Here is a 25099-nt window from a genome sequence, read left to right as displayed (position 1 = left end):
GCGGATCAGGAGTTCGGCTCGAACTTCCACAGGCGGTCGGCGCTCGGGTACTTGTAGGCAGTGTCGAGGTAGAGGTGGTCCCACGCACCGGGGCCCACATAACTCTTGAGCGTCATTGCCAGACTCTTGTCGGTCTTCGGGCGGTATTGCCACCAGTTGGTGCCGCCGTCGGTGTCCGGGGTCGCAAGCCACCGTTGGTCGTCACTCCCGTTGCAGGTCTTGACTACGATGCTGCCCCCGCGCTGTGGGTTCGAGTCGGACGGCTGGAGGCACTTGTCGGCGGCCTCGTTCCGCACCGTGCCGTACCAGTTGCCCTGACTGTCCTTTGCGAAGTCCGATTCCCACTGTTCCGTCTTGTATTTGTATTGGGGGTCGCGGAGTGTGATCGCCAGGGCCCCCTCTCCGGTGTTGTCCGCGTAAAGCGCGAGCCGGCTTCCGTCCATCCGGTTGACCATGTCCTTGTGCGGTCCGACTGCGGCGGCTTGCGGTGCGGTGGCGAGCATGGTGCAGGTGACGGCGGCAGCCAGGACGGAGGCGTCACGAATCGAACGAGCCAGATTCGGCACAGAGAAATCCCCTTCTCGGAATTGCTGCGATGAACATCAAGAGCTTGATGGGAGGGATTGAACTCCAACAAGGCCCAGAGAATGGATTCACCTGCTCCAGTGACTCTGGTGATAATTGCATTGCCCAGGCGGGCAGTTGGGGCTGTACCCCGCTGAGCTGTCCTTTCGGACGGCGCCCCGGTGCTCTCGTTGCTGAGGATCCGCACCGCCGCCTCGAAGTCCGGACGGCGTTCCGGGCCGGCGGGGAGCCGAATCGTGCCGGGGAGCTCGCGCAGCAGCGGATGGGTCCGATACGGCGCGAGCTGATACCCGCCGCACAGGGTCACCGTCGCCGCTTCGTCGGCCAGTGTGTATCCGTTGCCGTGCGGGGAGAACACCACCTCCCCTCGCCCGAGCCGGACAGGGCCGGCGGATTCCTCAACACCGACCTGAGGCCCCTCGCGGCGATGCTCGCCGATGCCGGCGCCGCCGTCGTCGGCACCGGCGAGACGACGCGCGCCGCGCACGAAGTGGTGTCGCTGGGCAAAGTCGCCTACTGGGAAGGCGTCTCGTTCACCGCGAACGCGGCGCGGCTCGAACCGGTCGCGCTTCTCGACCCGTTCCGGAGTGTCGGCAGCGAACTGCGCGGGCAACTGGGCGAGCGGTACGTGTCGCTTCTGATCGGGTTCGGTGCGGGAGACATCAGCGGACTCCATCCCCGCCAGCACGCGCCCGCGCCGATGGCGGGCTCCGTGGAAGCCGAACTGGCCGCGGCGGAGCCGGCCCGGTACCTGCTCGATCTGCGCGCCCCGCGCCAGGACCCGGTGGACGAGTGGCTGCGCGGGACGCACCGGCTGCGGGTGATCGGCGGAATCTACGAGGCCGCCGCCGACCACGAGCACTACCTGACGACCGGCCCGCTCGACGAATGGTTCGACGCCGTGCTGCACGTGCGCACCGTCGGCCCGACCACCCTGCGGTAGCGCGGGGGCACAAGAGGCCCGACAGGCCCGACACACCGAAGCGGTTCGAGGCTCCCCCCTCCTGCCTCGAACCGCCCGGTCGCGGCTCAACGCGCGAAGAACCGCCTACACCAGGGTAGTTGACTCTGCGTCAATGTCCAGTGACGGAGACGACATTATCGATATACCTCTGTGGAGATATTCGCCATTGCGCGTGCACGTCCTGTGGGGCTACGGGCGTCTCCCGGGTCCATCCCGGAGGCCGTCAGGTCCGGATGTCCGTACATCCGCACCGGACTGTGTTTGACCCGCCCCTCCACGGGCCAGACCTCACCCATGGCCGATGAACGTCCCGTGGTCAAGCGCACCGCCCGAGCCATCCTCCTCGACGGAGAGGGCACCGCCACCCCCCGCCTCGTCCTGATCAAACGCACCAAACCCGGCCGTGAACCGTACTGGATCACCCCCGGAGGCGGCGTCGAACCGGACGTGGACGCCACCGTCATCGACGCGCTGCACCGCGAGGTCGACGAGGAACTGGGCGCGAAGGTGACGGACGTGGTCCCGGCGTTCGTCGACACCGTTCCGCACACCACCGGCAGCGGCCAGGCCGGCGTGAAGGTGCAGCACTTCTTCGTCTGCCGGCTCGCCTCGATGGACCTCTCCCGCAGGCACGGACCGGAGGTCGACGAGCCGTGCGGGCTGTACGAGTTCGTGCGGGTGCCCTTCACCCGCCGAGGCATCGCGTCGGTCGACATCGTGCCGCCCGCGCTGCGGGCATACCTCGACAAGAACATCGAGGGCGTACTCGCCCTCCTCGCCCGCGACATGGGATGAACCGGGCGGCGGGCGCCTCACGCGGAGAGGGGCTTCCCCGTCCGTTCGGCTGTGCGCGCCCGCCTGCCGCTCCGGTGCCCGGTCCCCGCTCGTCCGGCCCCAGGGCCTCGTCTCGTCCTGTACTCGTCCGGCACTCCTCCGGTGCTGGTCCTCAGCCGAACCAGCCCTGGAACGAGCCCGTTTCGCTCACCTTGCCACGCCGCTGCGCCTCCGCCAGCGCGCGCTCGGCCTCCTGCCGCCACTCCTGAGGATCGGAACCGCTCATCGTGAAACCGGCGGACGGCGCGCCGCGGGCGGCCAGGGCGCCGGACGCCCCGTCCATCGCCGTACGGCCCTGCTGTTCCTGCGAGTTGAGCGAGGTCGTGGGAAAGCGCGGCCGCGGTGGCATCTCAGGCCACGACGAGTCCCGGGAGCGCCGCTGCTCCGGCAGGCCCGGCGACTCGGACTCGGACTCGGGGGAGCGCCGCTGCTCAGGCACCTCGACGGAGGCCGGCACGCTTTCGGCCTCGCGGGCAGCGGAAGCACGCTCCTGGTGCGCCACTTCCCGTGCGAAGCCGGGCAGTTCGTCGTACGCGGACAGGGTGGCGGACGAAGCGGCAGGTGCCGGAGAGGCAGCGGAGCCGGTGGCCGGGGAGTCGGACGAGGAATTGCCGGCGGACGAGGAGTTGCCGGCGGACGAGGAGGAGATGCTCGCGGACGATGCGGGAGAGAAGGCCGGGTCGGAGCCGGGAACGCTCGGCCCGGCAGCGGACACGTGCTCGGGGGCGCCGCCCACGCCGTCGAGGGCCGTGCGCTCACGTGCGTCGCGGGCCGTGCCGAAGAAGTCGCCGCCCTTGCGCTTGTAGTCGTCCGTGCCCCAGTCGCGGGCGGTGCGCTTGGGTGCCTTCTGCATCTGCGGTATGTGCTTCGCGCAGTGGATGTAGGCCTCTTCGACCTCCACGTGCACCCACATCTGTGCCCGCCGCCCGGGAACGGGGTCCTCGGGCAGATGCGGATACGAGGCGCGGAGCTCCTCGTCCTCGACGATGGTGGCCCGACCGTTGATGTGCAGACCGATGCGTGCCCGCGTGAAGTCGACCAGCATGATGCCCAGGTGCGGGTTCTCCTGGATGTTGCCGAGACTGGCGTGCACGCCGTTGCCGCGGTACTCCGGGTAGGCCAGGGTGCGTTCGCCCAGCACCTGGAGGAAACCGGCCGGGCCGGCGCGGAAACTGCTGTCGCACTCGCCCGACGCGTCCGCGGTGGCCAGGAAGAACATCTCCTGACGCTGCACGAACTCCTGCATCCGGTCGTTGAGATGGTCGAGCACCTGCTCGTCGTAGAAACGCTGCGCGCGGTCGGACGTGCCGAGCCGGCGCTGCAGCAGCCGCTCCCCGTCACTTCCCGGCCGGCGCAGCGGCCCGTCGGGTGCCGCCCTGTCGTGTTCGTGCCCGTGCCGCGTCCGTGAGTCCTGCCCGACCCACGGACGCGGCTCCTCCGCCTCAGCCACGCCGCTGACCCCTTTTCCTTCCTCTGCCTCGTTCTCGTTCCCGTGGTGCGTGTTCGGTGTTCGTGTTAGGTACTGCGTGTGCCGTGTTGCGTGTGCGTTGTTGCGTTGCCGTGTTCTGCTTCGCGGATCGCGTTTCTCGTTTCGCGTTCTCGTTCCAGTGCGCCCGGACCCGCAGTCGGCGTTATTCGTACGCGCCGCCCGTGCGCATCACTCGCACTGGGAGAACACTCTGCACCCGTGCCGGTACCCGTGCCCGTGCCGGTTGCGTCGGATCATTCGGACGCCCGCTCACCGCTGAGGAGGAGCTCCGCCAGCGAGTCGTGCCGTATCCGGTCGGCGGGGACACCCGACGCCACCAGCGCGTCCACACCGCTGCGGATCATGCCGGGCGGCCCCGAGAGATAGCCGTCGTAGGCGGACCAGGGGCCGTACTGTCTTACGGCGTCCGGGAGTTGCCCGGGCAGGGCGTTCGCGAACGCCGACCCCGGCGGGGTGGCGACCACGGGACGCACCGAGAGCCAGCGGTGCTGCTGCTCCAGCCGCATCATCGTGTCCAGGTCGTACAGATCGTGATCGCTGCGCGCGCCGTAGAAGACCTCCACGGGACGTGCGCGTCCGTGCTGGGCGACATCCTCCACGAGTGCCCGGATGGGTGCTATCCCCGTGCCGCCGCCGACGCAGAGCAGTCCGCTCTCCGTGGCGTGGTCGACGGTCATGCTGCCCGCCGGCGGGCCGAGCCGGAGTACGTCGCCGGGGCGTGCGCGGTGCACCAGGGCGCTGGAGACCCATCCCGTGGGGACGGCCTTCACATGGAGGGTGAGCAACCCGTCGGAGCGCGGCGACGAAGCGAAGGAGTAGTGCCTCCACACGCGGGGCCACCACGGCGTCTCGATGCTCGTGTACTGGCCCGCGAGAAAGGGGTACGGCTGGTCCGGGCGCAGAGTGATCACCGCGATCTGCGAAGTGCGCAGCTCGTGCGAGACGATCTGGGCGTTCCACCAGGCCGGAGCGCGCTGTGCGTCCTCCGCGGCGGCGTCGATCATGGCCTGCGAGATCGTCGTGTACGCGCGGACCCACGCGTCCTCGGTCTCCGGGCCCCAGCTCTCCGGGGCGTACTGCGCGAGTGCGCCGAGCAGGCACTCGCCGACGGCGGGATAGTGCTCGGGCAGCGTGCCGTACTTGCGGTGGCCGCGGCCCAGGCCGCTCAAGTACTCGGTGAGCGCGTCCACTTCGTCGGAGAGCCGCACCGCGGTGAGCAATGCCCTGAAGAGGCGGTCGCGCTGGGTGTCCATGGAGGCGGGGAAGAGGTCGCGAAGCTGGGGATGCTGCACGAAGAGCAGCGCGTAGAAGTACGCGGTGGCCGCGTCCGCACGCGGCTCGACCTCTTCCAGCGTCCGCCGGATCAGCGTGCCGTCGCGCGACTCGACATCTGCGGCCGGTGCGGCGGGCGGACCCCCGGCCGGCGGGCCGGGCGGGGTCGGCGGAGCAGGCGGGACCGGCGGAGCCGTGGGCGCCGACGCGTCGCCGTGCTGAGGGGCTCGGGGCTGCGGCTGTCTCTCCGCCTGGGGCGGTGGCCCCGGTGGGTACGGGGGCTGAACCGGGCCTTGGCCTGGGTGCTGGCCTGGGTGCTGGCCTGGCTGCTGGCCCTGGCCCTGTCCTTGGGGCTGGCCCTGGCCCTGGGGCTGGTGTGGTGGCTGGGGTCGGGTGCGGGGCGGTGTCCGGGCCGCGGACGCATGGGGTTCGGGGCCGGGGGCCTGACCCGATGCGGGGCGGGGCCCGCCGTACGGGGAGGGCTGTTCGCGTGGAGCGGTGGGATGTTCGCGCGGCGCCTCCGGGCCACCGCCGGGCCACGCGCCGGGAACCGGTCCGCGCTGCCCGCCGCCGGCCGGGGTGCCCGGACCGTCCGTTGCGGCGGGGGAACCTGGGGCGGGCGTGGCGGACGGATCCGCCGGCGGCGGCACGGGTATCGCCGCCTCCTCGGCCGTCTCGGCCCACAGGGCCCGGCCGGCACCGGGCCCGGTGGTGACGGGGCTCAGCGGCCGGTTCCCCACCTGCGGTGCGTCGTTGTCAGCTCCCCGGCGAGCGGAGGTCTCGGACTGCCGGGCCTGCTCCGCCGGTTCGCGCTGCGCGCCCTGCTCGCCGTGGGTGCCCTGTTCGCCCTGCGCGCCCTGCTCGTTCCGGCGGGAAGCCTCCGCCTCGGTGGCCGGCGGTGCGGGGGTGAACCACCCCCAGCCGCCGTCGTTGTCACCGCTGCCGTCTTCCGCGGACGGACCGTTACCGGCCGATGTGGTCGTCATGGTCTGCCTCGCCTCGAACTCCTACGTACAAGCTGCGCAGTCGCGCGCATTTGGAACGTCGTTCTGGTGGTGCGGCCCCCTGACACGGACAGCGTTCTGTAGCCGTACCGCGCGATGCGGACTCGACCATACCGTTATCACTTCGCCACACAAGTCCCGTCCGTACAGGGGGCGAATTACGTGACCTGCACCACTGAGAGGGAATTACGGACCTTTACGGACAAGTCCGTATGCCTCGCGAAGATCTTCGCCCTCGTACTCGGCCGACGCGAGACCCCGCAAATGACCGTCGCCGTTGACGGCCACCGAGACCGGCACCGCCGCGAACAGCGCCGCATCCGACATCGAGTCGCCGTAAGCCACACATTCACTTCTCGAAACACCGAATTGCGCGCAGAGTTCGTCGGCGATCCGCACCTTCGCCTCCGCCGAGAGAATCCCCGCCGGATCGGGCACCTCGCGGAAAGGGACGGCCGGCCAGCGGGAACCGTAGGTCGCGTCAGCGCCCCGGCCTCGGGCGTCCGCGACGGCATCCGTGACGGCGTCCGCGCGAAGGTCCGTACGGCGGGCGGGACCTGCGGTGTCGGCCGCGGTGTCCGCGGCACCGCGCGCCGCACGCGGGCGCGGAGCCTGCACAAGGAGACGGCTCACGAAGAAGTCCGGTGAGAGCGATATCACCGCGGAACGCTCACCACGTTCCCTTATGTCATCCCACACTTCGCGGATTCCGGAAAGCCAGGGGGCTTCCAGGAAAGCGGCGGTGACATGATCCTCCGTCAGTTCCGACCACATCGCGCACGCACGTGCCGCGAAATCCGGCGGTGTCATTCCACCGGCGGCGAAGGCGAGTTCGAGTTCGCGGATCTCATCGTCCAGACCGAGCTGATGCGAAATCTCCACCGCCGCGGACGACCCGTGGATCAGCGTGCCGTCGAGATCGAAGAGATGGAGCCGGGACGGCCGCCCTGACGGAGAGGAGAGCGAAGAGGCCATGCGTTCGATCGTAGTGACGTTCGAACGCGGCGGGGTTCGGCGGGCGCACACCCCCGAGCTGCCCCTCCGGGGCAGCCTCCGGGGGCACGAGGGGACTGCCGGAGGAGGCCGGAAGCCGCCAGGGCATCGGCAGGCGAACTCGCGCTGCGGCTGCGCCCTGCTCCCGCGGCTGTACTCGGCAGCGAGTAGGACGAAGTACTCCCGACGTAAGACGCGCTGAGCCGCCGCCACCCGGCACCTTGTGGAACATGCCTCAGCTCCCGCGCCTGCCGCGCCTTCCACGCCCCGCACGAAGAGCCGTCCTCGTCGCCCACGTCACCGTCTCGGTCGGCTGGCTCGGCATCTCGCTGTGCCTGCTGACCCTGGCGATCGCCGCGGCAGACGACCCGGACGCCCTCGCCGTCCCCGCGAGCACTGCCATGAAGCTCTTCGCCGACTGGCTGCTGCTCCCCGTCGCGCTGCTCTCCCTGACCACCGGGCTCGTGCTCTCCCTCGGCACATCGTGGGGGCTGGCCAGGCACCGCTGGGTGTGGGTGAAGTTCTGGCTGACGCTCGCCGCGACAGGCCTCACCGTCTTCTCCTTCAGGCCCGGAGCCGGCGAGGCCGCGGCGATGGCGGCAGCCGGCGAGACCGTGCCGGCCACCGACCTCCTCGTCCCGCCCGCCGTGTCCCTGGCGCTGTACGCCTTCCTCACGGCGGTATCGGTGCTCAAACCCTGGGGCCCGACCCGGCGGGGGCGCCGCCTGCGCGAAGCCCGTACGGGAAGGACCGCGGCAGCCGCGACGGAGGGACGGGCAGGCAGGACCGGGGCCGGGGACCGGGACGGGGGCAGGGGCACGGACGACAGGGCAGGGACCGGGACGGAGACGGAGACGGGGACGGGGGCGGAGACGGGGACCGGGACGGGCGGCAGGCGCCGGCACCCGGTGAGCAGGGCGAGCGGAAACCCGGTGGCAGGGAGTCAGTCCCGTCAGCCAGTCTGAGCCCGTGACGACCTCATCGGGGGCTCCCGCACCCCGCCTTCTCGGGCAACGGCTCCAGGATCTTCCCGTACGCCGGCTCACCGTCGCCGATCTCGCCGCGTGCTCCGACCTCGCCGAGAGCCGGGGCTGGGGGCGCGAGCAGCACAAGTGGCGGCTGCTGCTCACCACCGGGCAGGGGTACGGCATCGACGCGCCCGACCGGCCCGGCGCTCTGATCGGGACCTGCGTCGTCACCTCGTACCCGGGCCTGCCCGGCGCTGTCGGGGAGGCGGGGCCTGACTCCGGACCGGAAGCGGCGCCGCGGGCGGGGTCGGCGTGCATCGGCATGATGCTCGTCGCCGCACGCTGCGCACGCCAGGGCCTCGGCCGCCGGCTGATGGAACACGCCATGCACTCCGTGACCACTGCCGGCGACGCGGTTGCCGCCGGCTCGGCTGCGGGTGACGGGGCTGCCGGTGACGCGGTCCTCTTCCTCTCCGCGACCGAGAACGGCAGGCCTCTCTACGAACGGCTCGGCTTCCTTCCGGCCGGTACGGTGACGTCGCTCACCGGCCGGTTCCGCATCCCTGCCGGCGAGCCGTCCGGCGGGCGCGCGGGCACAGCACCGTACGTACGTACCGCCACGGCATCCGATCTGGCCGCCGTCCGCTCGCTCGACGGCCCCGTGTTCGGGGCGGACCGCACCACGGTCCTGCTCCGGCTCCCGCAGTTCGCGGACCGCTTCGTCGTGGCCGAGTCCGGCGACGGCTCACTCGCCGGGTTCGCGGCAGCCTGGCCCAACGGGCCCCGGACCACCGTCGTCGGGCCCGTGATCGCCCGTGACACGGAGACGGCCGAAGCCCTGATCCGCGACCTGGGACTGCACGCCCCCGGAGAGGTCCGTCTCGACATCGACGCCCGGCACGAAGGACTGGCGACCTGGGCGCGGCGGCACGGCCTCGACGGCCGGTGCCTCTGCACCCTCATGGTCCGCTCCGGCTCCGCCCTCCCGGGCGACAACTCACGCCGGTTCGCACCCTGTTCCGTGGCGCTCGGCTGACCGACGGCGCATGTGAGGCGGGCGCGACGACCGGCGACGAGCGGCAAACGGACGACGGCCGTCAACGAACGGCGGCACGACCGGCGACGACGACCGGTGGCAACGACCGGTGGCAACGACCGGCGAACGCCTCCGCGAGCCGCCGAGGCATCCGAAGCGAGAAGCGGAATGCGCCGTGGGCGGCGAGCTGCGAGGTGAGGCGCATCGCGAACCGGAAACCGGGGCCATCGCCGCACAACCCGCACTCCCACCCGCTTGTGCACTTTCCGACCGAGTCCAACCTCTGGCCAATACCGGGGCGTAAGCTGCGATCATGAGCACCGGGACCCCGCCCCCGTCATCAACGCCGTCACCGGCGTCGTCGCCGTCCTCACCGGCTCCGGCGCCGATCACGATGCGGCGCGCGACCGCCGACGACGTACCGGCCCTCGTCTCCATGCTCGCCGACGACCATCTCGGCGCCCAGCGCGAGAACCCCGACGAATCGGCCGTGTACCGCGAAGCGTTCGACCGCATCGACGCCGACCCGAACCAGCACCTCGTGGTCGCGGAACGCGACGGACGGCCCATCGGCACCCTGCAACTCACCGTCATCCCGGGCCTGTCGAGGCGGGGCTCGACCCGCGCCCTCATCGAGGCGGTCCGCGTACACGCGGACGCACGCGGCGACGGCCTCGGCAGCAGGCTGATCCAGTGGGCGATCGAGGAGGCCCGCCGCCAGGGCTGCGTCCTGGTCCAGCTCACCTCGGACGCCACCCGCATCGAGGCCCACCGCTTCTACGAACGTCTCGGCTTCGAGGCATCCCACCTGGGCTTCAAGATGCAGCTCTGAACGCAGCACACGGGCAGGCGGCAACGCGTCGAGACGGACGCGGCAACGCAGCCCGGCTCGGCGCCCGTTCGGTTCGAATCGCAAGAACGACCGCAATTCGAGCGTGTCTTCCCATTTAATGCCTCGTTTATCACGACAGGGGTGGGATCAACGGGGATGCCCACTTGTGTCCGGGTCCGCCCGGTGGGGAGGGGTGTCATGGTGCACGAGGGCGCGCTGCTGGAATCACAGACGCTGCGGGCGTCCGTCGCGGAACGAACGGAAGCACTCGACAAGGTCAAGCTGCTCTCCTTGCTGCCCGACGGCCTGCACGTGACGACGCGCATGGTGGCCGACTACTTCGAGGTGACCGAACGCACTGTCAACAGGCTGATGCAGCGGCACCGCGAAGAGCTGACAGAGAACGGCATGCGTACGCTGCGCGGCTCTGAGCTGGAACTTTTCAAGAGAGACACCCTGTCTCTCTTTCCGGAGAGTTATCCACAGCCCCGCTCCAACCTGGCTCTCTTCACCCGCCGCGCCGTCCTCAACGTCGCCATGCTGCTCCGGGACAGCGACGTCGCGCGGCGGGTCCGTACGTATCTGCTCGACGCCGAACAGACCGGACGGGCCGCGCCTCGCACGCCCCGGCCGGGTCCCGGTCCCCGTGCGGGTTCAGGGCCTGTGGACGAGTCCGTCGTCCGGAGTCTCATCGCGTGGCTGGACGAGCGCATCGCGCAGAGCGTCGCGGAGCAGCACGCCCGGCACCCGTCCGGCTTTCAAGGCGTGGACGAGACGCTGGTACGGCGGCTCGCGGAGGAGACCGTGCGCGGTGTCATCGGGCGGACGATCGTGCCCCTCCTCAACCAGGCGATCGAGTCCCAGCGGGAAGTGCGCCGCCAACTCGCGGAGAACGAGGCGGAGATGATCCAGCTCAGACGCGTTCTGCGGGAGCACGAGGCGGCCGGTTCCATGGCGGCGCTGGATGCCATGAACGGGCGGGAGTTCGAACGGCACGTCGCCTGGCTGTGCCGCCGGGACGGCTGCGCCCAGGTCACCGTCACCGGCGGGCACGGCGACGCCGGTGCCGACGTCCTCGGCTACACCGCCGACGGCCGGCGCCTCGTCGTCCAGTGCAAGGCACGCACCCCCTCCTCCAGCATCACCAGCGGCGACGTGCAGGGCTTCATCGGCATGGCCAGGCTCGAGTACAAGGCCGACGTCGCACTGCTCGTGGCCACGGCGCCCTTCACGCGGGACGCCCTGCTGATGGCCGCTCGTCACGAGGTGACAGCGGTTCACCGCGGTCTGCTGGAGGCGTGGAACAACGGCGCGAAGCTTCGCGTACTGGAGTGACGCGCACCCCGCCGGTTCCGGACGTACCGATTCCTGTTCCGTGACCGGTTCCGGAACCGGCAGCCCGGAAGCTCAAGTGCCCTCCGCCGTACCGGTGTCCGGGAGTGCAACGTCACCGGGCGGCGGGGCCGCCTCCCCGCACGAGGCGCACACGATCCCGGCGTCGAGCGGCCCGCCGCAGTCATGGGTGAAGGGCGTGGGGCCCACTGGAGCCCCGGGCACCCACCGCATGCCCCAGCGCATCAGGCCCAGCAGGGCGGGGGCGAGTTCCCGTCCGGCCCGGGTGAGGTGGTATTCGTCCCGCGGCGGACGTTCGGAGTAACGGACACGCCGCAGCACTCCGCCGTCGACGAGCGTGCGCAGCCGCGCGGCGAGTACGTCGCGCGGTGCTCCCGTGTTGCGCACGATGCCGTCGAAGCGGTGCACGCCGTAGAACACCTCGCGCACGGCCAGCAGTGACCACTTCTCACCGACCACGTTCAGCGCCGAAGCGAGCGAGCACTCCCGCGGGTTCACCTCTCGCTTCGCCATGACCGCGATCCAACCAGCCATTTGATTGGAAAATCAAACCCTCGTGCTAGAGTCCCGGCGTCCGAGTTGGTCGTGAATTCCAACTCACCTATGTCCCGGAGGACTTCGTGCACACCGCCGCCATAGCGCTCACCGCCCTGGTCGCCCTGCTCCACCTGGGCTTCCTGATATTGGAGATGTTCCTGTGGCGCACGCCGCGCGGCCGTGCCGTGTTCGGCACGACCCCGCAGTTCGCCGAGGAATCGGCACCGCTGGCCGCCAACCAGGGCCTGTACAACGGCTTTCTGGCCGCAGGCCTCATCTGGAGCCTGGTCGCACCAGAGCCGACCGGGTCGCAGGCGCAGATCTTCTTCCTCTGCTGCGTGATCGTCGCCGGTCTGTACGGCGCGCTCACGGTCAGCCGCCGCATCGTCGTCGTCCAGGCCCTCCCCGCCGCGGCCGCCCTGGCCCTCGCACTGGCCGCGTAACGCTCGTCGCCTGGCCCTCGCCTCGTAGCGCTCGTCGCATGGCCCTCGCCACGAAGGGCACTCTCCCCCTGACAAGGGGCACTTGCCGGCGCCGCCCCCTCAGGCGACCGGAGCGGCCAGGAACTCCAGGAGCGCATCGGCGGTCGCCTGCGGATCGTCCTCCGCGACGAAATGGCCCGCTCCCTCCACGCGTGCCTCGCACGCACCGGGGATGGACGCCGCGAGCCGGTCCGCGGTGGCGGTGCCGAGCCATTCGTCCTGTGCGCCCCACAGCACGAGCGTGGGAACGGCGATCTGCTCCAACCGGGCCGCGGCATGGCGCGTGTCCTCGAAGCTGACACTCGACACCTGGTCGATCCAGCGGCCCTGGCCTGCGGTTCCAGCCCAAGGAGCGAGGTAGGCGTCGGCGGTCTCGTCGGCCATCGGGTTACGGGTGGCGGTGCGGAGACGGCCGGCGATCAGCTCTTGGAAGACCTCGGTGGGCATGGTGCGGTAGACGTCGGCGTGACGTTGCATGTGCTCGGTGAAGGGCGTGTTCCAGGGGCCGAGGACCGCCGCGTCCAGGAGCGCGAGCCGCCGGGCGCGTACGCCCTCGGTGAGGTGGGCGCGCGCCACGATTCCTCCGCCGATGTCGTGCCCGACCAGGGTGGGCGCCTCCAGGCCCCAGTGCGCGACTAGTTCGGCCAGTGCACGTGCCTGTGCGGCGATCGAGGGGCGGACTCCGGGACGGAGGCGAGAGTCACCAAAACCGAGCAGGTCCCAAACGTGGACGGCATGCGTCCGCGCCAGTAGAGGAACGACCCCGCGCCAGAGGAACGACCATGCCGGGGTGCCGTGGACCAGCAACACCGGCGGCCCCTCCCCGAAGACGTCCGCGGCGACCACGCCACCGCTGACGCGCACGCGTTGGCGAAGTCCCCACGACCCGGGACGGGTTGCATTCGTGGTCATACCGCACTCCCAACCAGGCATTGCTAAGGGGTATAGTCGACTTTCTCCAGTTACCGTAGCAGCGAGGTAAGGCTTGAAGGTATCTTTTTCCAATTACGCTCTCGGGGCGGGGGTGGCCACGTCCCTCGTCAACACCGCTCCGGAGGTGCGAAGAAGCACCGGCGAGGCGCTGCGCTCCCCCGGCGACCTCGCGCGCTTCCTCGACGAACACGGCCTCTCACCCGGGCCGCTGAAGTCAGCCGCCCGTCCGACCGGCGACGACCTCCGGCAGGTACACGCCCTCCGCGGCGAGATCCGCGACATCATGGATACGCACGCCGAGGATCACGCGGTCGACGCCGCCAACGGCGTGCTGGCGCGTGCGGGCAGCAGGCCGGTGTTGCTGCGGAACGCCGAGGACGGCCCATGGCAGTGGCACGTGGTGACCTCTCAGCAGGCCTCCCTCGCCGAGGAGTTGGCCGTCCTCACGGGCGCCGGCATGCTCGGCGTGATCCACACCTTGAGCCACAGCCGCTTCCGCGCCTGCACCTCGTCCACATGCGAGGGAATGTTCATCGACACCAGCCGGGCGGGCCGCCGCCGCTACTGCACGCCGGACGTGTGCGGCAACCGCCTCAACGTCGCCAACCACCGGGCGCGGCGACGGGCGGGTGCCTGAGGCAGGCCGCCGCCCGGCCGGTGCCTCCTACCGCAGGGTGTCCGCCACGACCGACGCCGCCTTCGCGATCAGTTCGTTGTCGAACTCGGCGTCCCGTTCCTTGCGGTGCGACAGGATCGCCACGACGATCGGGGCGCCACCGGGAGGCCGGAGCACGGCGATGTCATTGCGCCCGCCGTAGCTGCCGCTTCCGGTCTTGTCGCCGACGACCCAGTCCTGGGGCACTCCGGCCCTGATGAGTTCGTCCCCGGTGGTGTTGGTCCGCAGCCACTCGGAAAGCTGCTTGCGTTCCGCTTCGCCGAGGACGTCCCCGAGGACGAACGCCCGCAGATCCCCGGCCAGTGCGCGCGGTGTGCTCGTGTCCCTCGTGGAGCCCGGAGTCCACCGGCTCAGCTGCGGCTCGCGGCGTTCCATTCGCGTCACGTCGTCCCCGATGTCCTCGAGCGCCGCGTCCAGGCCCTCGGGCCCGCCGAGCACGTCGAAGAGGAGGTTGGCCGCGGTGTTGTCGCTGTAGCGGACGGCGGCGTCGCACAGCTCGTCCAGAGTCATCCCGGAGCCGACGTGCTTCGCCGTCACGGGAGAGTTGGCGATCAGGTCGTCCCTGGAGTACGTGATCCTGCGGTCCATGCCGTCCGGGGAGTGCCTGCGCAGTACCTCGCCGGCGGCCAGGGCCTTGAACGTGGAGTTGTACGCGAACCGCCGGCCGTCGTTGTAGGCCACCTCGCGTCCGCTGCCTGTGTCGACGGCGTAGACACCGAGCCGCGCGCCGAACTCGCGCTCCAGTTCCTCGAATTCCCGGTCGTACGGCTTCTTCTCCGACCCGGAACCGGACCCGGAACCAGAACCGGACGCCGCGGCCGACGACGAGGACGACGGTGACGACCGGGACGACGAGTCCGCGGAACCCCCCTCCCCGCAGGCCGCGACCTGGACGAGGGCGAACACTGCGAGCGCACCGGCAACGGCACGCCCTGCACGGGTCTGCTTCATGATCCGAACCTCCCGGACGGGACGCCCCGCACGCAGGGCGCAACACAGGATGGAGCGAGCAAGGCCCATCCCGGTACGTGGTGGCGAGTGAGGGCCAAAACCAAGCTCACCGGCTCCCGGCCATGCGGTCCAATACGCACCGGCGCCGTTCCATGCCGATCCGGCATAGGGTCACGGGTGTGGATCTTGTGGGAGCGTGTCGCGCGTTCGTCAGTGTCAGCGAGCACGGCAGTTTCACCGTCGGTGCGGACGCCGCCCGGATGTCCCAGTCCGTGGCCAGCCGTCGTGTCGCCGCTCTGGAAGAACGCTTCGGTGAGCAGCTGTTCGAGCGCACGTCACGCAGAGCCGTCCTCACGTCCTTCGGCCGGGACCTGCTGCCGACCGCACGCCAACTCGTGCAGGCAGCCGACGTGCTGCTGCACGAAGCAGAGTCCGCCAAGCGCAAGCCGTGGCGGCTGGCGATGCCCGCCGTCTGCCCGACAGCCGGGCTCGCCCGCCTCGTCGCCGAGGCACGAGCCCACGCGGTCACGCTCGAAGTCCGCGTCGCGACACCGGCTCAGCGTCAGGAGACCGTCCACGCCCGGCAACCCGTCCGCTCCCACGGGGAGGCATCCGGGGCACCGGCCGGGAGAGTGCACGCCGCCCTGCTCGCGGTGCCGCCCGGCGAGGCCACCTGGTCCGTGCCCCTCGGGCTCGCCGGCGCCCAGGACCCCGGGGTGAGACGCCTGTACGTGGAGACCTTGCGCCCCGGACGAACCACCACCGGCCCGGCGGCCCGTATCTGGATACAGCCGGAGGACGATGTGCCCCACATCCGCGACCCGTTGACGCGACTGCGCGACGCGGTCGGACTGCGGCCCGCACAGCTCACCACCACCAACGACCTGGCGCACGCCGCGGCGGAAGTCCTCTGCACACCCGACCTGTTGCTGTGCTCCCCCGCACAGGCCGAGGAGTTCGGCCTCGACTGGCGGCCCATCGGCGAGATCACGCTCCGGCGCGGGTACGCCCTCGCCACCGCGGACGGCCGTGCACAGCACATCGAAGCCCGCCTCGGCGAGGCACTCGCCCGCTGCCTCGGAGCGCGCTCCGGGACCGGCACCACCGGCGATGCGACGGCCGGAGGTACGGGAACGTGAGCATCGAGGCCCTGCTGCACGACATGCGCCGGCAACTGAACGACGGAGGCCTGCGCGCCTGCATGCTCGTACGGGATCTGCACACGCGGGACGAGTTGAGCATCGACCCGGACACCCAGCTCCCCTCCGCCTCCCTGGTCAAGATCCCCCTCGCGATCGCGACCGCCGAGCGCATCCGACGGGGCGAACTCGACGGTGCGGCCCTGCTCGACGTACGCCCCGGACGGATCACCACACCCGGCCCGACCGGCCTCAGCCGCTTCCGCCACCCCTCCCGGGTCGCGGTGGACGACCTGATCTACCTGAGCACCTGCGTGAGTGACGGCACCGCCGCCGACGTGCTGTTCGACCTCACCCCGCCCGCCCAGGTCGCCGGAATCCTCCAGGAGCTCGGCATCCACGGGATCACCGTCCGGCACGGCATGCACGAACTGTCCGACACCCCGGTGGAACGATTCGACGCCGACCAGGCCCATCTCGCCCACGCGCTCGCCATCGAAGCCGGCACCAGCGGCCGTGGACACCGGGTGCCGCAGCTGGACACCACCCGGGCCAACACCGGCAGCGCACGCTCCTACGCCGACCTGCTCCAAGCCCTGTGGACACCGTCGAAGATCCATCCGGAAGTCGCGGAGCGCGTGCGCGGTCTCATGGCGCACAACGTCCTCCGGCACCGCCTCGCCCCCGACTTCAGTACCGACGCCGCCACTTGGTCCTCCAAGACCGGCACCCTCCTCAACCTCCGCCACGAAATCGGAGTCGTCGGGCACTCCGACGGCCAGAACTTCGCAGTCGCCGTCCTCACGGAGTCACTCGTACCCGCCGGGACCCAGCCCGGCGCCGACGCCCTCATGGCTCAAGTGGCCCGCCGCCTCCGCGACCACCTGCGGCAGCTCTAGCGCGGCCGCGAGCCGTGCCGCCCGGCGCCTTTGCGCCACGGCGCGCTGCGCGGAGCATGTCGGCGCGGCTCAGCCCCCCTCGGCGCAAACCGCTCATTCACGCCGTTGGCGGCGCATGCACCGGCAGGGGTGTGGTCGCGGTCCGGGCCACTGAGCGCTAGCCGCGTTCCGGTGTGTGTACGTCGACATCTGTCGCCAGATGGCCGTTGTCCGGGTCCAGTACACCGCACAGCCGGTTCACCGGACTGTAGATGGGACGCCCGTCAGGCTCGATGCCGTCCTCGTCGGGAAACTCCCCCAGCCGCTCGAACGGCACGATCACGAACGGCCATTCGCCGGGGTCTTCCGATGAGGCCGGGTGGTACTGCCACACCGTGCCGCAGTGGCGGTTGTGGACCTCGCCGACATACCAGGCCGCCGTCTGGAGGAAGTCCCCGCCTTCCTCCGCATGGGCTTGAGCGCTGCCGGAGTATGCCGAACGCACCAACTCTTCCACCTGGGCAAGGGAGTCAAGGCTGAAGTCCCAGCCGCCCGGGTGCCTCTCGGCCCACGCGGGGAACTCGGCGTGCTGGATCTCCAGCCACGCGTTCAGCACGGGGTTGTCCGACCGCAGCCGGTCCAGCTCCCGCAGTTCCTCGTACTCCGCGCTGGTAATCTCCATGAGCCCGACCTTAGCTGCCGGAGCCGACAAGGCTTCAACTGCCTGGCATACACGCATAGTTGAGCTTTTTGCCGGTTCAAATTCCTTGCCGGATCACTGGATTGACTTCTAGGGTCGTTGTGCTCTGCAGCGCCACACAGAACACGGGGGCCCTGGCGCCGCATGAGCTCTCACCCTCTGGGCCCCGACGGGGGGACTCAAGTGAATCGAGCTTTACGCCCAGAGCGCTGGTCCATGCTGCGACGTGCTGCCGTCGCTGTGGCCTGCGCTTCCGCCATGGCCGTCGGCGGGCTGCCGGCCGCCATGCACGCCGTCGCGAAGCCGAAGCCGCTCGACCCGGGTCTTCCCTGCTTCGAGTACTTCGAGCTGCTGGAGGACGCAGCGGGCCTCCTCGACCTACCGGAAGGCGACGCCTCCCGGGCGAAGTCCCAGTGGGACACGTACGAGTACGTCAACGAGGCCAAGAAGTGGGACGGGCTCCAGGCTCCGTCACCGGCCGATGAAGCCCGGCTCAAGGATCTGCCGACGAAGCCGCCGAAGTCGAAGCCCGTCGACCGGATCTACTGGACGTGGATCCAGGCCAAGAAGAAGGACTCCAAGAACTGGTCCAACTGGGACCACTGGCGGGACGCCCGGTTCATACGCAACTCCGGCAACGACCCGCGGGGCAAGGCGTTCGAGAAGAAGGTCATCAAGGATCACGGGCTGACCGGCAAAGACTGGATCTGCCAGAAGGAAGTGATCTTCGAGGACCCCGACACCGGGATCAAGCACCGGCGCCAGCTCGACGCCTACAACCAGAAGACCGGCAAGATCCTCGAGGTCAAGGGCAACGGCGAGCTCACAGAGACGCAGAAGCCCAAGGACCGTGCCTGGGCGAAGGACCCCAAGTGGCGGGGCACGTCCTGGAAGTACGTCTTCGCAGAGCCGCAGACCAAGGGAACGCGCGACTTCATAGAGGAGCAGCGCAGGGCGGCGCAGGCGAACAGCCGCGGGGTCACGGAGTACAACTACCGTTCCGACAAGGTGGAGAAGGCCCCCAGCGGAGGGGTGCGCTACAAGTCGGCCAACATGCAGCCTCCGGGGAAGCCCGGCATCGCGGGGGGCGGCGCGTCCGATCTCATCCGTGAGTCGCGGCCCAGTCCGAAGGACATGAAGGAGTTCCTGGACCGCAAGAACGCGGCTGACCCCAAGCGGCTGTCCCCCAGGGGGCCGGGCGGGGTGGACTTCACCACGCTGGAACTGCGCTACGTCGGCAAGCCCCAGAAGGGCAAGGGCCTGGATTACGGGTTCTCCGCCCAGCAGGACCCGACCGGGCAGTCCGGCTGGGGTGGCAAGGCGAAGTCCCAGCTCATCTCGGACGCGTTCTTCACCTGGCTCGCCCTCACGCCGGAGAAGTTCTGGGTGAACCTCAACCCGGACCAGCCGGACAAGATCATGGATGCCCAGTTCGGCAAGACCGACGCCGGCAGAGTCCTGCTCGAGTCCGACCTGGAGCTGAAGAAGGACTTCGCCTCCGCGATGAACCCGGCCAAGCGGCCCGAAGCCGACCAGTACTGGAAATCGCTGCCCCGCAACGACAAGGGCCAGCCGTGCTGGTTCCAGGTCCGCAACTGGATCGAGCCGAAGGAAGCCGTCGTCCGCGAGGAGAACGGCGGGATCCACATCCTGGACACCCCGCTGGCTGTCAAGGCCCAGTACCTGAAGATCGACAACATGCCCGGCGACCCCTACTTGTGCGACTTCAACGAAGCGGAGAAGAAGGCCACCGAGCGCCGCATGAACCGGCTGATCATGCCGGAGGTCGAGAAGCAGGTGAACACCTCGCCCCGCTACGCCGACCTGCGGCGCGTCTACACCGCTCGTGTCGCGGCGGAGTTCATCCGGCAGCAGGACGCCAAGGAGCCGACCGACTACCGCAAGATCATCAACAGCAACGACGTGAGCGCCTGGCCGCTGCGCGCGCCCAACCAGGACTGGAAGCGGGAGAAGACCTACCAGGCCTACCTGGAGTCATTGAAGAAGGGTGAGGAGAGCTGGGAGCACGACGCCGGCGGCGGCCCCTACACCTACAGCGTCGGTGGCGTGGACTTCTCCAAGCAGCCCAAGCGCAACATGAACAAGGCGCGCTTCACGGCTGAGCACCGGTATCTGCCCAAGCAGACCCGGACCAGCGTGCAGACGCTCACCGACAACACGAAGGACGACGAGCGGAACCTGCTGTTGCTGGGCGGCAACACTGCCACCACCGACACCGGCGGCGGGGACGGGGACGGAGACGGGGACGGGGGCGGCGAGCCAGATCCCACCCCGACCCCGACGCCCACGGACAAGCCGACCGGGGAACCGACGAGCCCGGCTCCCGACCCGTCCGCCCCGGGCAATGACGGCGGCGATTCCACCCCCGGCAGTGGCGGCGGCAAGCCAACGGCTCCGGCCGAGGACCCGGACGGCAACCTCGCCGGCACCGGGACCGGCATCCCGATCGGGTTGATCGCTTCCATCGCCGCAGCGCTGGCGGCGGCCGGAGCAGCACTGATGTGGTGGAAGCGAAACCGCGGCCGGCAAAGCGCCGAATAGCACCGGTCTTACCGAGCCGCACAGTTGGGCCGCTCTTCCTTCGGGAGGGGCGGCCCTTCGCTGTGCCGGCCACCAGCCTCCGGCTGCCTCCGCGACCGCGACGGCCGGGCCCTCCGTGCGGCCCACACGGTCAGCTCTGGTGGACGCTGTTCCTTCCGCTGCCTCCGGAGAGGGTGTCGCTCTCGTCGGTGCCGATCAGGGTGTCGTTGCCGCTGCCACCGTCCGCCCCGTAGTCCGGCGAGGTGAGCAGATCGGCGCCGTCACCGCCCAGTTGGGAGCCTCCCGTGAGGGTGTCGTCACCGTCGTCGCCGTAGAGGATCTCGTGGCCGGTGCCGTTGAGGGTGTCGTTCCCCGAGCCGCCGTGGATCGTGACGCGGCTCGATGGTTGTTCCGGGGGCGGCGGGGCTCAGTTGAGGCCCTACAGGACGGAGCCCTACGTCTGCGCCATGTCCACGAAGCGCGAGTAGTGCCCCTGGAAGGCAACGGTGATCGTCGCCGTCGGACCGTTGCGGTGCTTCGCCACGATCAAGTCCGCCTCCCCCGCGCGCGGTGACTCCTTCTCGTACGCATCCTCACGGTGCAGCAGAACGACCATGTCGGCGTCCTGCTCGATCGAACCCGACTCGCGAAGGTCGGAAACCATCGGCTTCTTGTCCGTACGCTGCTCCGGACCACGGTTGAGCTGCGACAACGCGATCACCGGAACCTCCAGCTCCTTCGCGAGCAGTTTCAGGTTCCGGGACATCTCCGAGACCTCCTGCTGACGGCTCTCCGGGCGGCGCGAACTGCCCGTCTGCATCAGCTGGAGATAGTCGATCACGACGAGCTTCAGATCGTTCCGCTGCTTCAGCCGGCGGCACTTCGCCCGGATCTCCATCATCGACAGGTTCGGTGAATCGTCGATGTACAGCGGTGCCTCCGTCACCTGCGGCATCTGACGCGCCAGCCGCGTCCAGTCGTCGTCCGTCATCGAACCCGAGCGCATGTGATGCAGCGCCACCCGCGCCTCCGCCGACAGCAGCCGCATCGCGATCTCGTTGCGCCCCATCTCCAGCGAGAAGATCACGCTCGGCATGTTGTGCCGCACGGAACAGGCACGCGCGAAGTCCAGCGCCAGGGTCGATTTGCCCATGGCGGGCCTCGCCGCGATGACGATCATCTGGCCCGGGTGCAGGCCGTTGGTCAGCGAGTCCAGGTCGGTGAAGCCCGTGGGCACGCCCGTCATCTGGCCGCTGCGTGAACCGATCGCCTCGATCTCGTCGAGGGCGCCCTCCATGATGTCGCCGAGCGGAAGGTAGTCCTCCGAAGTGCGCTGCTCGGTGACCGAATAGATCTCCGCCTGGGCGGAGTTGACGATGTCGTCGACATCGCCGTCGGCCGCGTATCCCATCTGGGTGATACGCGTGCCCGCCTCGACGAGCCGGCGCAGCACCGCGCGCTCGTGGACGATCTCCGCGTAGTACTCCGCGTTGGCGGCCGTGGGGACGGTCTGTACGAGGGAGTGGACGTAGCCGGGCCCGCCGACGCGGCTGATCTCGCCGCGCCGGGTGAGTTCGGCGGTGACGGTGATGGGGTCGGCGGGCTCGCCCTTGGCGTAGAGGTCGAGGATCGCCACGTAGACGGTCTCGTGCGCGGGGCGGTAGAAGTCGTGCCCCTTGAGGACTTCGACGACGTCGGCGATGGCGTCCTTGGAGAGCATCATGCCGCCGAGCACGGACTGTTCGGCTTCGAGGTCCTGCGGCGGTACGCGCTCGAACGAGACGGGCGCGGGCGCCGCGCCGTGTCCGTCCGTGCCGCGGTCGTGCCTCTCGGCGTGCCCGCTCCCGTGCCCCGCCGCGTGGCCGTTCCCGTTGCCCGCCCCGTGTCCGGGGCCGCTCTGGCCGGCCTGCCTGCTGCGGGCGGCGGGCAGGCGCTCGGTGTGCGCGGGGCGCGTGGCACCGCGGGAGCCAGGGTCCGCCGCCCAGGCGTCCTCGACGTGTTCGGGCTGCTGAGTCATGCGTCCACCTCCTCCCCGTCCGGTGATCGTCCATCACTCACGACCGGACCTGACCGCAGTGCCCTCTTTCTTACGGCACGGCTCTGACAATGGGCCGCCCGGCTCCGCATCGGCGCGTCGGCGCAAGGGAGTTGACGAGGGGTTCGGGAGCGGACGACGACCAACGTTATGGGGCCCGGGAGGCGTCATCCAAGCTTGTTATCCACAGGGTGATGTGGACGGTGTTCGGGTTTCTGTGGAGAAGACCGCGAAAGCTGTGTACGGCTCAGGGGACAGCCCTGTGGAGAAGTTCCCTGCCGTCCATCCCGACCACCCCTGACCTGTGACGACGGTGTCCACCGCCTGTGCGGGGAAAAAACTTGGCCCTGGAGCCGGGATCGTTACGCGGCTTGGCGCACAGTTGCCGCACACGCACACGAGCCGCACAGCGGTAATAGACAGTAGTGCCTTGCAACCATTACTTGTGGATGCTTGGATCGAACCCATGAGCGAGCCTGCCGACACCCGCGCCACCATGCGGCGCCACGACCGCGAGATCATCGCGCTCGCACTGCCCGCCTTCGGGGCCCTCGTCGCCGAACCACTCTTCGTCATGGTGGACAGTGCCGTCGTCGGGCACCTGGGAACCCCGCAGTTGGCCGGACTCGGAGTGGCCGCGGCGCTGCTGCAGACCGGGGTCAACATCTTCGTCTTCCTCGCGTACGCCACCACCGCCGCGGTCGCACGCCGCGTCGGTGCCGGTGATCTGCCGGCGGCGATCCGCCAGGGAATGGACGGCATCTGGCTCGCTCTCCTGCTCGGACTGGCCGTGGTCGTCGTGGTGCTGCCGGTCGCTCCGGCACTCGTGGACGTCTTCGGCGCGTCCGGGACGGCGGCACCGCACGCCGTGACGTACCTGCGCATCAGTGCGCTCGGCATACCCGCCATGCTCGTCGTGCTCGCGGCGACGGGCGTGCTGCGGGGACTGCAGGACACCAGGACGCCGCTCTATGTGGCGGTCGGCGGCTTCTCGGCCAACGCGGCACTGAACGTGCTGCTCGTCTACGGGTTCGGATGGGGCATCGCGGGCTCCGCCTGGGGGACCGTGCTGGCGCAGTGGGCGATGGCCGCGGTGTATCTGTTCGTCGTGGTACGGGGAGCACGGCGGCACGGCGCGTCGTTGCGTCCCGACGCGGCGGGCATCCGCGCGTGCGCGCAGGCCGGTGCACCGCTGCTGATCCGTACGTTGTCGCTGCGTGCCGTGCTGATGATCGCGACGGCGGTGGCGGCGCGGCTGGGAGACGCGGACATAGCGGCGCATCAGATCGCGCTGACGCTCTGGTCGTTGCTGGCTTTCGCGCTGGACGCCATCGCCATCGCGGGGCAGGCGATCATCGGCCGGTATCTGGGTGCCGGCGACGAGGCGGGTGCGCGTGCGGCGTGCCGTCGGATGGTGCAGTGGGGCGTCGCCTCGGGGGTGGTGCTGGGCCTGCTGGTCGTGGCGGCGCGGCCGTTCTTCATGCCGCTCTTCACGTCGGACGGTGCCGTGATCGACGAGCTGACGCCCGCGTTGCTGGTCGTGGCGCTGACGCAGCCGATCGCCGGTGTGGTGTTCGTACTGGACGGGGTGCTGATGGGCGCGGGCGACGGCCCGTATCTGGCGGGGGCGATGCTGGTGACTCTGGCGGTGTTCGCGCCGGTGGCGCTGCTGGTTCCGGTGCTGGGGGGCGGCCTGACGGCGCTCTGGTGGTCGGTCGCGGGCGTGATGATGGGGGTGCGTCTGGTGACGCTGTGGCTGCGTGCCCGTTCGGGCCGTTGGGTCGTGACGGGTGCCGTGCGGGCCTGACCGGCGGTTCGTCGGCCGGGGCGGCGCGGGTGCGGCTGCAATGCCTGGCGCGGGGTGCGGTGCCATGCCAGGAGCGGACGGTGTGCGGTGCGCCCGGCGTGCGCTGTGCCGTGCGCGATGTGACGTACAAGGTGACGTACGAGGCGGGCTCGGAGACGGCCGGAGGGCCGTACCCCTGCTTCCAGGAGTACGGCCCTCCGCTTGTGCCCTTGCCGACCCGACCGGGTCCGCTGCCCGCCCGCTGTCCCGCCCTTCAGGCGTGACGGCCGGTCAGGCGCCGGACTATTCAGGCCGTTGAGCCCGTGCGTGCCGTCAGGCCGGGACGACCTCGATGTCGACCTTGGCGGCGACGTCGGCGTGCAGGCGCACCGAGACCTGGTGCGAGCCCAGGGTCTTGATGGGCGCGCCCACCTCGATGCGGCGCTTGTCGATCTCCGGCCCGCCCGCGTCCTTGACGGCGCCGGCGATGTCGGCCGGGGTGACGGACCCGAAGAGCCGGCCCTGGTCGCCCGCCCGGACCTTCAGACGCACGTTGGCGCCCTCGATCCGGGTCTTGATCTCGTTGGCCTGCTCGATCGTTGCGATCTCGTGGATCTTGCGGGCGCGGCGGATCTGCGCGACGTCCTTCTCCCCGCCCTTGGTCCACCGGATGGCGACGCGGCGCGGGATCAGGTAGTTGCGGGCGTAGCCGTCGCGGACGTCGACGACGTCGCCCGCGGCGCCGAGGCCGGACACCTCGTTGGTCAGGATGATCTTCATCTGTCGGTCACCCTTCCCTTATCGAGCAGTCGAGGTGTAGGGCAGCAGCGCCATCTCACGGCTGTTCTTGACGGCCGTGGCGACGTCGCGCTGGTGCTGGGTGCAGTTGCCGGTGACCCTGCGGGCACGGATCTTGCCGCGGTCGGAGATGAACTTCCGCAGCAGGTTCGTGTCCTTGTAGTCGACGTAGTTGATCTTCTCCTTGCAGAACACGCAAACCTTCTTCTTGGGCTTGCGAGCAGGCGGCTTCGCCATGTCTCTCTCCGTTGAGTTTCAAGAAGTGTGCAGCTGTCTGGCCCTGCCCTGACCGGCCCGGTGCTCCGAGCTCCGG

General features: G+C 69.9%; 23 protein-coding genes and 2 pseudogenes. 12 read left to right on the top strand and 13 right to left on the bottom strand.

Annotation, left to right across the window (positions count from 1 at the left end):
• Positions 1 to 5: 5 nt before the first annotated feature.
• Both AN215_RS12325 and AN215_RS30870 read right to left on the bottom strand, forming a co-directional pair.
• Positions 6 to 566: an RICIN domain-containing protein gene (locus AN215_RS12325; protein WP_245694416.1), complete on the bottom strand. Its 561-nt coding sequence runs from the start codon at positions 564 to 566 to the stop codon at positions 6 to 8.
• Positions 567 to 805: 239 nt separating this feature from the next.
• Positions 806 to 943: pseudogene (locus AN215_RS30870) on the bottom strand (AraC family transcriptional regulator); the annotation flags it as partial.
• A gap of 69 nt (positions 944 to 1012) precedes the next feature.
• On the opposite strand from AN215_RS30870, the gene AN215_RS30055 reads away from it, so the two are divergent.
• A complete protein-coding gene (locus AN215_RS30055) occupies positions 1013 to 1528 on the top strand; it encodes an erythromycin esterase family protein (RefSeq protein WP_420856103.1) in 516 nt (171 codons plus the stop codon).
• 315 nt (positions 1529 to 1843) lie between these two features.
• Positions 1844 to 2344 carry an NUDIX domain-containing protein gene (locus AN215_RS12315; protein ID WP_079122922.1) on the top strand — a complete coding sequence of 167 codons (501 nt, stop codon included), beginning with the start codon at positions 1844 to 1846 and terminating at the stop codon, positions 2342 to 2344.
• 151 nt (positions 2345 to 2495) lie between these two features.
• Here AN215_RS12315 and AN215_RS30865 read toward each other — a convergent pair whose 3' ends face one another.
• The 3 genes from AN215_RS30865 to AN215_RS12300 form a co-directional block, all read right to left on the bottom strand.
• On the bottom strand, positions 2496 to 3833 hold the full coding sequence (locus AN215_RS30865; protein WP_420856090.1) for a pyridoxamine 5'-phosphate oxidase family protein: 1338 nt from the start codon (positions 3831 to 3833) through the stop codon (positions 2496 to 2498).
• Between the two features lie 272 nt (positions 3834 to 4105).
• A complete protein-coding gene (locus tag AN215_RS28575) occupies positions 4106 to 6130 on the bottom strand; it encodes a globin domain-containing protein (RefSeq protein ID WP_079122921.1) in 2025 nt (674 codons plus the stop codon).
• 204 nt (positions 6131 to 6334) lie between these two features.
• Positions 6335 to 7123 (bottom strand): HAD family hydrolase, encoded by a 789-nt coding sequence (locus AN215_RS12300; RefSeq protein ID WP_070009519.1) that lies wholly within the window; start codon positions 7121 to 7123, stop codon positions 6335 to 6337.
• 248 nt (positions 7124 to 7371) lie between these two features.
• On the opposite strand from AN215_RS12300, the gene AN215_RS12295 reads away from it, so the two are divergent.
• The 4 genes from AN215_RS12295 (at position 7372) to AN215_RS12280 (ending at position 11312) form a co-directional block, all read left to right on the top strand.
• Positions 7372 to 8106: a hypothetical protein gene (locus tag AN215_RS12295; protein ID WP_070009151.1), complete on the top strand. Its 735-nt coding sequence runs from the start codon at positions 7372 to 7374 to the stop codon at positions 8104 to 8106.
• A gap of 4 nt (positions 8107 to 8110) precedes the next feature.
• A complete protein-coding gene (locus AN215_RS12290) occupies positions 8111 to 9145 on the top strand; it encodes a GNAT family N-acetyltransferase (protein ID WP_070009150.1) in 1035 nt (344 codons plus the stop codon).
• A gap of 394 nt (positions 9146 to 9539) precedes the next feature.
• Entirely contained in the window at positions 9540 to 9977 is a 438-nt protein-coding gene (locus tag AN215_RS12285; protein WP_070009149.1) for a GNAT family N-acetyltransferase, read from the top strand.
• A 198-nt stretch (positions 9978 to 10175) separates the two neighbouring features.
• Entirely contained in the window at positions 10176 to 11312 is a 1137-nt protein-coding gene (locus AN215_RS12280; protein ID WP_070009148.1) for a restriction endonuclease, read from the top strand.
• Between the two features lie 72 nt (positions 11313 to 11384).
• Here AN215_RS12280 and AN215_RS12275 read toward each other — a convergent pair whose 3' ends face one another.
• Complete coding sequence (locus tag AN215_RS12275) at positions 11385 to 11843, bottom strand: winged helix-turn-helix transcriptional regulator (RefSeq protein ID WP_070009147.1); 459 nt, start codon at positions 11841 to 11843, stop codon at positions 11385 to 11387.
• Positions 11844 to 11950: 107 nt separating this feature from the next.
• Between AN215_RS12275 and AN215_RS12270 the strand changes: the two genes are divergently transcribed.
• Positions 11951 to 12310 carry a DUF1304 domain-containing protein gene (locus AN215_RS12270; protein WP_070009146.1) on the top strand — a complete coding sequence of 120 codons (360 nt, stop codon included), beginning with the start codon at positions 11951 to 11953 and terminating at the stop codon, positions 12308 to 12310.
• 99 nt (positions 12311 to 12409) lie between these two features.
• Here AN215_RS12270 and AN215_RS12265 read toward each other — a convergent pair whose 3' ends face one another.
• Complete coding sequence (locus AN215_RS12265) at positions 12410 to 13261, bottom strand: alpha/beta fold hydrolase (RefSeq protein WP_070009145.1); 852 nt, start codon at positions 13259 to 13261, stop codon at positions 12410 to 12412.
• Positions 13262 to 13373: 112 nt separating this feature from the next.
• Here AN215_RS12265 and AN215_RS12260 point away from each other — a divergent pair, with 112 nt between their 5' ends.
• Entirely contained in the window at positions 13374 to 13919 is a 546-nt protein-coding gene (locus tag AN215_RS12260; protein ID WP_245694414.1) for a CGNR zinc finger domain-containing protein, read from the top strand.
• A gap of 27 nt (positions 13920 to 13946) precedes the next feature.
• On the opposite strand, the gene bla is transcribed toward AN215_RS12260, so the two are convergent.
• Positions 13947 to 14909, bottom strand: coding sequence for a class A beta-lactamase (gene bla, locus AN215_RS12255; RefSeq protein WP_070009143.1), 963 nt, complete (start codon positions 14907 to 14909; stop codon positions 13947 to 13949).
• Positions 14910 to 15088: 179 nt separating this feature from the next.
• Here bla and AN215_RS12250 point away from each other — a divergent pair, with 179 nt between their 5' ends.
• Positions 15089 to 16048, top strand: coding sequence for a LysR family transcriptional regulator (locus AN215_RS12250; protein ID WP_245694412.1), 960 nt, complete (start codon positions 15089 to 15091; stop codon positions 16046 to 16048).
• Positions 16045 to 16947, top strand: coding sequence for a serine hydrolase (locus AN215_RS12245; RefSeq protein WP_171904168.1), 903 nt, complete (start codon positions 16045 to 16047; stop codon positions 16945 to 16947). The genes AN215_RS12250 and AN215_RS12245 overlap by 4 nt, the downstream gene beginning before the upstream one ends.
• Before the next feature lie 157 nt (positions 16948 to 17104).
• Here the strand turns inward: AN215_RS12245 and AN215_RS12240 are convergent, their stop codons facing one another.
• Positions 17105 to 17608, bottom strand: coding sequence for a hypothetical protein (locus tag AN215_RS12240; RefSeq protein ID WP_070009141.1), 504 nt, complete (start codon positions 17606 to 17608; stop codon positions 17105 to 17107).
• A gap of 234 nt (positions 17609 to 17842) precedes the next feature.
• Between AN215_RS12240 and AN215_RS12235 the strand changes: the two genes are divergently transcribed.
• Positions 17843 to 20188, top strand: coding sequence for a hypothetical protein (locus AN215_RS12235; protein WP_070009140.1), 2346 nt, complete (start codon positions 17843 to 17845; stop codon positions 20186 to 20188).
• Positions 20189 to 20318: 130 nt separating this feature from the next.
• Here the strand turns inward: AN215_RS12235 and AN215_RS30745 are convergent.
• Both AN215_RS30745 and dnaB read right to left on the bottom strand, forming a co-directional pair.
• Positions 20319 to 20558 (bottom strand): annotated as a pseudogene (locus AN215_RS30745) (calcium-binding protein); the annotation flags it as partial.
• A gap of 63 nt (positions 20559 to 20621) precedes the next feature.
• Positions 20622 to 22184 carry a replicative DNA helicase gene (gene dnaB / locus AN215_RS12230; protein WP_070009139.1) on the bottom strand — a complete coding sequence of 521 codons (1563 nt, stop codon included), beginning with the start codon at positions 22182 to 22184 and terminating at the stop codon, positions 20622 to 20624.
• Positions 22185 to 22668: 484 nt separating this feature from the next.
• On the opposite strand from dnaB, the gene AN215_RS12225 reads away from it, so the two are divergent.
• Positions 22669 to 24009: an MATE family efflux transporter gene (locus AN215_RS12225; RefSeq protein WP_070009138.1), complete on the top strand. Its 1341-nt coding sequence runs from the start codon at positions 22669 to 22671 to the stop codon at positions 24007 to 24009.
• 312 nt (positions 24010 to 24321) lie between these two features.
• Here the strand turns inward: AN215_RS12225 and rplI are convergent, their stop codons facing one another.
• Together rplI and rpsR are read right to left on the bottom strand one after the other, a co-directional pair.
• Positions 24322 to 24768 (bottom strand): 50S ribosomal protein L9, encoded by a 447-nt coding sequence (rplI, locus tag AN215_RS12220; protein WP_070009137.1) that lies wholly within the window; start codon positions 24766 to 24768, stop codon positions 24322 to 24324.
• 18 nt (positions 24769 to 24786) lie between these two features.
• Positions 24787 to 25023 carry a 30S ribosomal protein S18 gene (gene rpsR / locus AN215_RS12215; RefSeq protein WP_028438380.1) on the bottom strand — a complete coding sequence of 79 codons (237 nt, stop codon included), beginning with the start codon at positions 25021 to 25023 and terminating at the stop codon, positions 24787 to 24789.
• Between the last annotated feature and the right edge of the window lie 76 nt (positions 25024 to 25099).

The sequence above is a fragment of the Streptomyces abyssalis genome (genome assembly GCF_001751365.1).
Lineage (GTDB): Bacteria > Actinomycetota > Actinomycetes > Streptomycetales > Streptomycetaceae > Streptomyces > Streptomyces abyssalis.
Note: the sequence above shows the minus strand (reverse complement) of the source record. Positions and strands in the feature narration are given on the sequence as shown.